This window comes from Micromonospora sp. NPDC047467 (genome assembly GCF_040643095.1).
In the GTDB taxonomy this organism is placed as follows: domain Bacteria; phylum Actinomycetota; class Actinomycetes; order Mycobacteriales; family Micromonosporaceae; genus Micromonospora.
Genome location: NZ_JBEYTO010000011.1, coordinates 202,693 through 211,031 on the forward strand (window position 1 = coordinate 202,693; position 8,339 = coordinate 211,031).

The following is an 8,339-nucleotide window of genomic DNA, read 5'->3' on the forward strand; positions in this document are numbered from 1 at the left end:
GAAACCCTGTGCATGACGCTGTGGACGGCTGGGGACAACCGCGAGGTTGTCCACCGTTGATCATCGCCCTGTGTACGAGCTGTTGAAGGTTCTGGGGACAACGGCAATGGCGATCTTCTCGGCTGTCCACAGGCATGGGGAGAAAGTCGGTGGATTACCGGTGGACAACCGGTGGACAACGGTGGACAACCAGCCGCCGTCGCCGGGCTGTGGACACGCGAGGCAGTTGTACCCCCGGTTCTCCACAGCTAAATCACCGGTGGATAACCTGTCTGAGCTGCGCGAACTTGAGTTCTCCACAGTTTGCACAGGTGCGATGAAGACGATGGGTTATCTCTTCTAAGAGAACAAAAACCAATCATCACCGTTGGGCTTTCTGTGGATCGTGCCGAACGCTGCCGGACGGGCCGGTCAGCATCGACACGATCCCCGGGGTCGGGCGCACAGCCGATGCCCCCGCGCCCTAAGGTGCGATGGGTACCCGCACGGTCGGGCGGGACGGTAGGCAGCGGTCGGCATGAGAGAGTTGTCGCTGACGTCGACGCGGAGGCATTAATGAAGTTCCGAGTGGAGCGCGATGCGCTCGCCGAGGCCGTGGCGTGGACCGCGAAGAGCCTGCCCAACCGGCCATCCGTACCGGTGCTCGCCGGGGTGATGCTGCGCGTCACCGACGGCAACCTGCGGGTTTCCGGGTTCGACTACGAGGTCTCCAGCCAGGTCACCGTCGAGGTGCAGGGTGACGCCGACGGCGCCGCCCTCGTCTCCGGCCGGCTGCTCGCCGAGATCACCAAGGCGCTGCCGGCCAAGCCGGTGGACATCGCCGCGGTCGGCGCCCACCTCGAGTTGGTCTGCGGCAGCGCCCGGTTCACCCTGCCCACCATGCCGGTGGAGGACTACCCCGCCCTGCCCGAGATGCCGCAGAGCGCCGGGACGGTCGACGCCGCGGCGTTCGCCACCGCCGTCGCTCAGGTGGCCATCGCGGCGGGCCGCGACGAGACGCTGCCGATGATGACCGGCGTCCGGGTCGAACTCTCCGGCAGCACCCTGTCCATGCTCGCCACCGACCGGTACCGGCTGGCGCTGCGCGAAATCCAGTGGCGGCCCGACGACCCCGACGTCAGCATCAACGCCCTGGTGCCGGCCCGCACCCTGAACGACACCGCCAAGGCGCTCGGTCCGATCGGTGGCGAGGTCACCCTCGCCCTCGCGCAGGGCGCTGCCGGCGAGGGCATGGTCGGCCTCGCCGGTGGCACCCGACGCACCACCAGCCGGCTGCTCGACGGCGCCAACTACCCGCCGGTGCGCTCGCTCTTCCCGGCCACCCACAACGCCGAGGCCCGGGTGCCGGTCAGCACCCTGATCGAGGTGGTCAAGCGGGTCGCGCTGGTCGCCGAGCGCACCACCCCGGTGCTGCTCAGCTTCAGCGCCGACGGGCTGGTCGTCGAGGCCGGTGGCTCCGAGGAGGCCCGGGCCAGCGAGGCGATGGAGGCCACCTTCACTGGTGAGGCGCTGACCATCGGCTTCAACCCGCAGTACCTCATCGACGGCCTGTCCAACCTGGGTTCCCAGACAGCCATGCTCTCGTTCGTCGACGCCTTCAAGCCCGCGGTGATCTCGCCCGCCGGTGAGGATGGAGAGGTCATTCCGGGGTACCGGTACCTCATCATGCCGATCCGCGTGTCCCGCTGATCGCGCCCAGCAACACCCAGATCCACGGAGGTAGGAACAGATGCAGCTCGGCCTGGTAGGACTCGGCCGGATGGGCGGCAACATGCGCGAGCGGTTGCGGGCGGCCGGCCACGAGGTGGTCGGCTTCGATCACAACGCGCAGATCAGCGACGTTGCGACCATCGCGGGCCTGGCGGAGAAGCTCGAATCGCCCCGTGCGGTCTGGGTCATGGTGCCGGCCGGTGTCACCGACGCCACCATCGACGAGCTCGCCGGAGTGCTCGGCGATGGCGACATCATCATCGACGGCGGCAACTCGCGCTTCAGCGACGACGCGCCCCGGGCCGAGCGGCTCAACGAGCAGGGCATCGGCTACATCGACGTCGGCGTCTCCGGCGGCGTCTGGGGCCGGCAGAACGGGTACGGCCTGATGGTCGGCGGCTCCCAGGAGCATGTGGACCGGCTCATGCCGATCTTCGACGCGCTCAAGCCCGAGGGCGAGTTCGGCTTCGTGCACGCCGGCCCCGTCGGCGCCGGGCACTACTCGAAGATGGTGCACAACGGCATCGAGTACGGCCTGATGCACGCCTACGCCGAGGGCTACGAGCTGATGGCCGCCTCCGAGCTGGTGACCAACGTGCCGGGGGTCATCAAGTCCTGGCGTGAGGGCACCGTCGTGCGCTCGTGGCTGCTCGACCTGCTGGACCGGGCCCTCGACGAGGACCCGGAGCTGGCAGAGCTGAGCGGCTACACCGAGGACACCGGCGAGGGCCGCTGGACGGTCGACGAGGCCGTCCGGCTGGCCGTGCCGCTGAACGTCATCACCGCCTCCCTGTTCGCCCGGTTTGCCTCCCGCCAGGACGACTCGCCGGCTATGAAGGCCGTCGCCGCGCTGCGCCAGCAGTTCGGCGGCCACGCCGTCCACAAGCGCTGAGCGGTATCCACACCCTGTGTACGTCCACCGGCTGGAACTGGTCGACTTCCGCTCGTACGAGCGGGTCGCCGTCGACCTCCAACCGGGGGCGAACGTCCTGATCGGCGCCAACGGCGTCGGCAAGACCAACCTCGTCGAGGCGCTCGGCTACGTGGCGACCCTGAACTCGCACCGGGTCGCCACGGATGCGCCGCTCGTCCGGATGGGCGCCTCCTCGGCGGTGATCCGCTGCGCGGTGGCGCACGACGGCCGGGAGCTCCTGGTCGAGCTGGAGATCGTGCCCGGCAAGGCCAACAGGGCCCGGCTGGGCCGATCCCCGGCGCGACGGGCCCGGGATGTGCTCGGCGCACTGCGACTGGTGCTCTTCGCTCCGGAGGACCTGGAGCTGGTCCGGGGTGATCCGTCCGAACGCCGTCGTTATCTGGACGACCTGCTGGTTACCCGGCAGCCCCGCTACGCGGGTGTGCGGGCCGACTACGAGCGGGTGGTGAAGCAGCGCAACGCCCTGCTGCGCACCGCGTACCTGGCTCGCAAGACCGGTGGGTCCCGGGGTGGCGACCTCGGCACCCTCGCCGTCTGGGACACCCACCTGGCCCAGCACGGCGCGGAGCTGCTCGCTGGCCGGTTGGAGCTGGTCGCGGCGCTCACCCCGCACGTCGCCAAGGCGTACGACGCGGTGGCTGCCGGCCGAGGCGCGGCCAGCATCGCCTACCGGCCCTCAATCGAGCTGGCCGAGCCGACCACCGACCGGGCCACGTTGACCGAGGCGTTGACCGCCGCGCTGGCCGCCTCGCGGTCCGCCGAGATCGAACGGGGCACGACCCTGGTCGGCCCGCACCGCGACGAGCTGGCACTGAGCCTCGGCCCACTGCCAGCCAAGGGGTACGCCAGCCACGGTGAGTCCTGGTCGTTCGCGCTCGCGCTGCGTCTGGCCGGGTACGACCTGTTGCGCGCCGACGGAATCGAACCGGTGCTGGTCCTCGACGACGTCTTCGCCGAGCTGGACACCGGGCGGCGGGAGCGGCTGGCCGAGCTGGTCAGCGGGGCGAGTCAGCTGCTCGTCACCTGCGCGGTGGACGATGACGTGCCGGCCGCCCTGCGCGGCACCCGTTACCAGGTCGGCGAAGGGGCGGTACACCGTGTCGAGTGAGTCACGCTCCGACGGAAGCGACAGCGGCCGGACCGACCGGCGGGCTGGCGACGCGGCGAACGCCCGTACCGCTGGCCCGGGGGCGACCGCGGGTGCCGACGGCGGTGGCCAACCGGAGGCCGCGACCGGGCCGGAGCTGGCCCGGGCGGTGCTCGACGCGGCGCTGTCCCGGCGGCAGGCGGCGGCCCGTGCCCGACGTACCCCGGGCGGCGGGGGCGGCGACGCTGCCGGCGGCTCGGGGCGGCGGCTGCGTGGCTACTCCGGCCCCGGCCCTGACCCGCGCGACCCGCAGCCGCTCAGCGTGGTGCTGAACCGGCTGGTGAAGGCGCGCGGCTGGCAGCAGCCAGCGGCCGAGGCCACCGTGTTTGGCGCCTGGGAGCGGGTCGTGGGCGCGGAGGTCGCCCAGCACAGCCGCCCGGTCAAGCTGGAGAACGGCGAGCTGACCGTGGAGGCGCGCTCGACCGCCTGGGCGACCCAGCTGCGCCTGCTGGCCGGCTCGTTGCTCAAGCAGATTGCTCAGGAGGTGGGCCACAACGTGGTGCGCAAGCTGCACATCCACGGCCCGGCCGCGCCGTCCTGGTCGAAGGGGCCACGCAGGGTACGCGGCCGGGGGCCACGGGACACTTACGGCTGAGCCGACCCTCCCCGGTTCCTGCCGGCCTCGCGGGCGGCCCGCTTCCGTTCGCGCTGCTCCTGGGTATAGCGCTTGCGCTCGGCCAGGTCGCGCTTCCACGCTTCGCGGGCCTCGGTCGAGCCGCCCTGCACCGCGCCCTGCACACCGTCGGCGGGGCCGGCGAGGTTCCGGAAGGTCCAACGCAGGAACCGGCCGCCCTCGCCCGCAGATTTGGGGGCCGCACCGTTCTCAGTCATCTGCCGCCTTCTCTCGCCGTGCCCGACAGGTAATTGGGCCGCCAATGGTTGGGGCACCAACGATCGCTACGATAGTGACCATGCGTGGGGAGGGCAACCGATGAGCGAGCGGCCGGAGGACGTCGACCCGCTGGCCCTGGAGCAGCAGGTCTGTTTCGCCCTGTCGGTGGCCGCGCGCAGCGTGGTGGCCGTCTACCGGCCGCTGCTGGAGCCGATGGGGCTGACCCATCCGCAGTACCTGGTCATGTTGGCGCTCTGGCAGCACGCGCCGCTGTCCGGGCGCGACCTGAGCCGTCTGTTGCAGCTCGACCCGGGCACGCTGTCACCCCTGCTGAAGCGGCTGGAGGCCGCCGGCTACCTGCGCCGCGAGCGCGACGCCGCCGACGAACGCAGCCTCGCCGTCACCCTCACCGCCACCGGCGCCGCCCTGCGCAGCCAGGCCGAACTGATCCCGGCCGCGATCGTGCAGCGCCTCGGGCTGCCCGTCGAGGACCTGCAACACCTGCACGGGGTGCTCACGCAGTTGATCGCGGCGGCCAACCGGCCGAGTGGCGGCCCTGCGAGCGGCGCGGTCGCTCAGGCGTCGGCGTAGACGGCGAAGCCGCGATCGGCGCAACGCCTGTAGAACGCCGCCAGCACGCCCAGCTCGGGGCAGGTGAAGTTCCACTGCGGCGGATCGCCGCTCTCGTCGCGCATCGCGTCCAGCCGAGTCTCCAGCCACCGAAGCTGCTGCTCGGCGAGCCGGCCGTCGCCGAGCAGCGAACGCAGCACCGTGCTCACCGACTCGAAGGTGACCGCCTCGCCGTACGCGCGGTGGCCGGCAACGAACCGCTCGATGCCGGCCGCGATCCAGGCACAGCCGTCCGGATCGATCACCGGGTCCTCATCCTCGGCTGCGGCGTCTGTGGCATACAACACACCTTCGAGGCCGAGCAGAAGATCCACCAGCTCGGTGTACGCGGTCGCGCGGATGGTGCCGGTCTTCGCGATCAGCTCGGCCAGCGCCGCCGTCGGCGCGGAGATCCCGGGCACGTCGACGATCTCGCCGAAGTCGACGAACTCGGCGGGAGCCACCGGATCGTAGAAGCGGCCGGTCCGCGGCCAGTGCACCGCGACGTTGTCCAGCCCCATCTGTCACCTCTTAAAGAGCACGTGTCGGGTCGATCGGGTCGATCGTCCCGGTTCCGGCCGCTAAAGATCAAGGCCGCTTCCGGAGCGCCGCAAACGTACGACACCGGGGGTCCGACCGCGACCCCCGACCCGCCCGGTCGCGGGTCAACCCGTTTCGGGGCGGCGCGTGCGATCGGAGCCTGGCGTGTGGGGGGAGTCGTGGGTAATGGGGTTCTGCCGGCTATGGACATCTCAGCCGCCTCGTTGAGGGTGCCGAGTGGCGGTTCTGTCCCGCGCGCACAGTAGGATTGACGGTGAGACGAAGACCCGGTGCGGAGCGAGGGACGGGGCCGATGGCCCCGGATCATTCTCCACGGCGGGTCGAGCCGATCGCGATCCGCGGGCAACCGCGGCGACCGGCGCGTTCGACCCGCTGTCCGGAGGTCTCCGGCACCGGTCCGCGCGCCGACGTCGCGTCCTGTCCGCCGAACCCGCGCCCGACGCGCGCTTTTTTGGCGTGGAGGACGCGAGAAAGTGGCCGAGGGTGGCAGCGCAGGACAAGCAGGAGTACGGCGCAGAGTCGATCACCGTTCTCGAAGGGCTGGAGGCCGTTCGCAAGCGGCCCGGTATGTACATCGGGTCCACCGGCGAGCGCGGTCTGCACCACCTCGTGTGGGAGGTCGTCGACAACGCGGTGGACGAGGCGCTGGCCGGGTACTGCGACACCATCGACGTCGTACTGCTGGCCGATGGCGGCGTGCGGGTCACCGACAACGGCCGTGGTTTCCCGGTCGACCTGCACCCGAAGCTCAAGAAGCCGGGCGTCGAGGTCGCGCTGACCATCCTGCACGCGGGTGGCAAGTTCGACGGCAAGGCGTACGCGGTCTCCGGCGGTCTGCACGGCGTCGGTGTCTCTGTGGTGAACGCGCTCTCCACCAAGATGTTCGTCGAGATCCACAAGTCCGGCTCCGTGTGGCGGCAGCACTACACCAATTCCAAGCCGAGCCCGCTGGAAAAGGGCGAGACCACCGACCGCACCGGCTCGGCCGTCTCCTTCTGGCCCGACCCCGACGTCTTCGAGACCGTCGACTTCGACTTCCAGACCATCTACCGACGCCTGCAGGAGATGGCCTTCCTCAACCGCGCCCTGCGCATCCACCTGCTCGACGAGCGGGTGGCCGAGGAGGAGGACGGCCGGCAGCGTGAGGTGACCTTCTACTACGAGGGTGGCATCGCCGACTTCGTCCGACACCTCAACGCCTCGAAGAGCCCGATCCACAAGACCGTGGTCGAGTTCGAGGCCGAAGAGGAGGGCATGTCACTCGAGATCGCCATGCAGTGGAACGAGTCGTACGGCGAGTCGGTCTACACCTTCGCCAACACGATCAACACGCACGAGGGCGGCACCCACGAGGAGGGCTTCCGTTCCGCGCTGACGAGCGTGGTCAACCGGTACGGCACCGACAAGAAGCTGCTCAAGGGCGACGAGAAGCTCTCCGGCGAGGACATTCGCGAGGGGCTCGCGGCGATCATCTCGGTCAAGCTGGCCAACCCGCAGTTCGAGGGTCAGACCAAGACCAAGCTGGGCAACACCCCGGTGAAGAGCTTCGTGCAGCGGGTCTGCAACGACCGGCTGGTCGACTGGTTCGACCGCAACCCGGCCGAGGCCAAGATGATCATCACGAAGGCATCCCAGGCGGCTCGGGCCCGGATCGCCGCGCAGCAGGCGCGCAAGCTGGCCCGGCGCAAGTCGCTGCTGGAGTCCGGCTCGATGCCCGGCAAGCTGGCCGACTGCCAGTCCACCGACCCGCGCGAGTCCGAGGTGTTCATCGTCGAGGGCGACTCGGCCGGCGGCTCGGCCAAGCAGGGCCGTGACCCGCGCACCCAGGCGATCCTGCCGATCCGCGGCAAGATCCTCAACGTGGAGAAGGCCCGGATCGACCGGGTGCTGAAGAACAACGAGGTCCAGGCGCTGATCACCGCGCTGGGCACCGGCATCCACGACGACTTCGACATGGAGAAGCTGCGCTACCACAAGGTGGTGCTGATGGCCGACGCGGACGTCGACGGCCAGCACATCCAGACGCTGCTGCTCACCCTGCTGTTCCGCTTCATGCGTCCGCTTGTCGAGATGGGCCACGTCTACCTGGCGGCACCCCCTCTCTACAAGATCAAGTGGAACAAGAAGGGCGACGACGCGCAGTACGCGTACTCCGACCGCGAGCGGGACGGGCTGATCGCGCTGCGCCAGCAGAAGAAGCCGAACGCCAAGCCGGACGACATCCAGCGCTTCAAGGGCCTCGGCGAGATGAACTATCCCGAGCTGTGGGAAACCACGATGAACCCGGCGACGCGTACCCTGCGTCAGGTCACTCTCGACGACGCGGCGACCGCCGACGAGTTGTTCAGTGTGCTGATGGGTGAGGACGTCGAGGCGCGCCGGTCGTTCATCCAGCGCAACGCCAAGGACGTGCGGTTCCTGGATATCTGACGGATCGCGGTGGGGGGGGGCGGGGGGGCCCCCCCCCCCCCCCCCAACAAACAGGTTTAAGACACGTTTGGCGGGTAAACCCGGGGGTTACCACCCACGAAAAAAAAGTTTATTGG

General features: G+C 69.8%; 9 protein-coding genes. 7 read left to right on the forward strand and 2 right to left on the reverse strand.

All coding sequences use genetic code 11. The features are described 5' to 3' along the window. Positions 1 to 70: 70 nt before the first annotated feature. The 5 genes from ABZ780_RS27360 to ABZ780_RS27380 all read left to right on the forward strand — a co-directional run bounded on the left by ABZ780_RS27360 (position 71) and on the right by ABZ780_RS27380 (position 4,386). Positions 71 to 343: a hypothetical protein gene (locus tag ABZ780_RS27360; protein WP_357003178.1), complete on the forward strand. Its 273-nt coding sequence runs from the start codon at positions 71 to 73 to the stop codon at positions 341 to 343. A gap of 212 nt (positions 344 to 555) precedes the next feature. Next, a complete protein-coding gene (gene dnaN / locus ABZ780_RS27365) occupies positions 556 to 1,689 on the forward strand; it encodes a DNA polymerase III subunit beta (protein ID WP_357003180.1) in 1,134 nt (377 codons plus the stop codon). Positions 1,690 to 1,729: 40 nt separating this feature from the next. Next, positions 1,730 to 2,602 carry a phosphogluconate dehydrogenase (NAD(+)-dependent, decarboxylating) gene (gene gnd / locus ABZ780_RS27370; protein ID WP_357003181.1) on the forward strand — a complete coding sequence of 291 codons (873 nt, stop codon included), beginning with the start codon at positions 1,730 to 1,732 and terminating at the stop codon, positions 2,600 to 2,602. Between the two features lie 16 nt (positions 2,603 to 2,618). Next, entirely contained in the window at positions 2,619 to 3,752 is a 1,134-nt protein-coding gene (recF, locus tag ABZ780_RS27375) for a DNA replication/repair protein RecF (RefSeq protein WP_357487909.1), read from the forward strand. Beyond that, positions 3,742 to 4,386 carry a DciA family protein gene (locus ABZ780_RS27380; RefSeq protein ID WP_357003185.1) on the forward strand — a complete coding sequence of 215 codons (645 nt, stop codon included), beginning with the start codon at positions 3,742 to 3,744 and terminating at the stop codon, positions 4,384 to 4,386. The genes recF and ABZ780_RS27380 overlap by 11 nt, the downstream gene beginning before the upstream one ends. On the opposite strand, the gene ABZ780_RS27385 is transcribed toward ABZ780_RS27380, so the two are convergent. Continuing rightward, complete coding sequence (locus ABZ780_RS27385) at positions 4,377 to 4,622, reverse strand: hypothetical protein (RefSeq protein WP_357003187.1); 246 nt, start codon at positions 4,620 to 4,622, stop codon at positions 4,377 to 4,379. The two genes, ABZ780_RS27380 and ABZ780_RS27385, sit on opposite strands and share 10 nt — an antisense overlap. 100 nt (positions 4,623 to 4,722) lie before the next feature. Between ABZ780_RS27385 and ABZ780_RS27390 the strand changes: the two genes are divergently transcribed. Continuing rightward, positions 4,723 to 5,214: a MarR family transcriptional regulator gene (locus ABZ780_RS27390; RefSeq protein WP_357487910.1), complete on the forward strand. Its 492-nt coding sequence runs from the start codon at positions 4,723 to 4,725 to the stop codon at positions 5,212 to 5,214. Here the strand turns inward: ABZ780_RS27390 and ABZ780_RS27395 are convergent. After that, complete coding sequence (locus ABZ780_RS27395; protein WP_357487911.1) at positions 5,199 to 5,753, reverse strand: hypothetical protein; 555 nt, start codon at positions 5,751 to 5,753, stop codon at positions 5,199 to 5,201. The genes ABZ780_RS27390 and ABZ780_RS27395 overlap by 16 nt on opposite strands. A gap of 523 nt (positions 5,754 to 6,276) precedes the next feature. Here ABZ780_RS27395 and gyrB point away from each other — a divergent pair. Continuing rightward, complete coding sequence (gene gyrB, locus ABZ780_RS27400; RefSeq protein ID WP_053651709.1) at positions 6,277 to 8,223, forward strand: DNA topoisomerase (ATP-hydrolyzing) subunit B; 1,947 nt, start codon at positions 6,277 to 6,279, stop codon at positions 8,221 to 8,223. Positions 8,224 to 8,339 lie beyond the last annotated feature (116 nt).

Coding starts and splice junctions, on each gene's coding strand:
- dnaN (WP_357003180.1), top strand. CDS start 556: ATGAAGTTCCGAGTGGAGCGCGATGCGCTCGCCGAGGCCGTGGCGTGG.
- gnd (WP_357003181.1), top strand. CDS start 1,730: ATGCAGCTCGGCCTGGTAGGACTCGGCCGGATGGGCGGCAACATGCGC.
- ABZ780_RS27385 (WP_357003187.1), bottom strand. CDS start 4,622: ATGACTGAGAACGGTGCGGCCCCCAAATCTGCGGGCGAGGGCGGCCGG.
- ABZ780_RS27390 (WP_357487910.1), top strand. CDS start 4,723: ATGAGCGAGCGGCCGGAGGACGTCGACCCGCTGGCCCTGGAGCAGCAG.
- ABZ780_RS27395 (WP_357487911.1), bottom strand. CDS start 5,753: ATGGGGCTGGACAACGTCGCGGTGCACTGGCCGCGGACCGGCCGCTTC.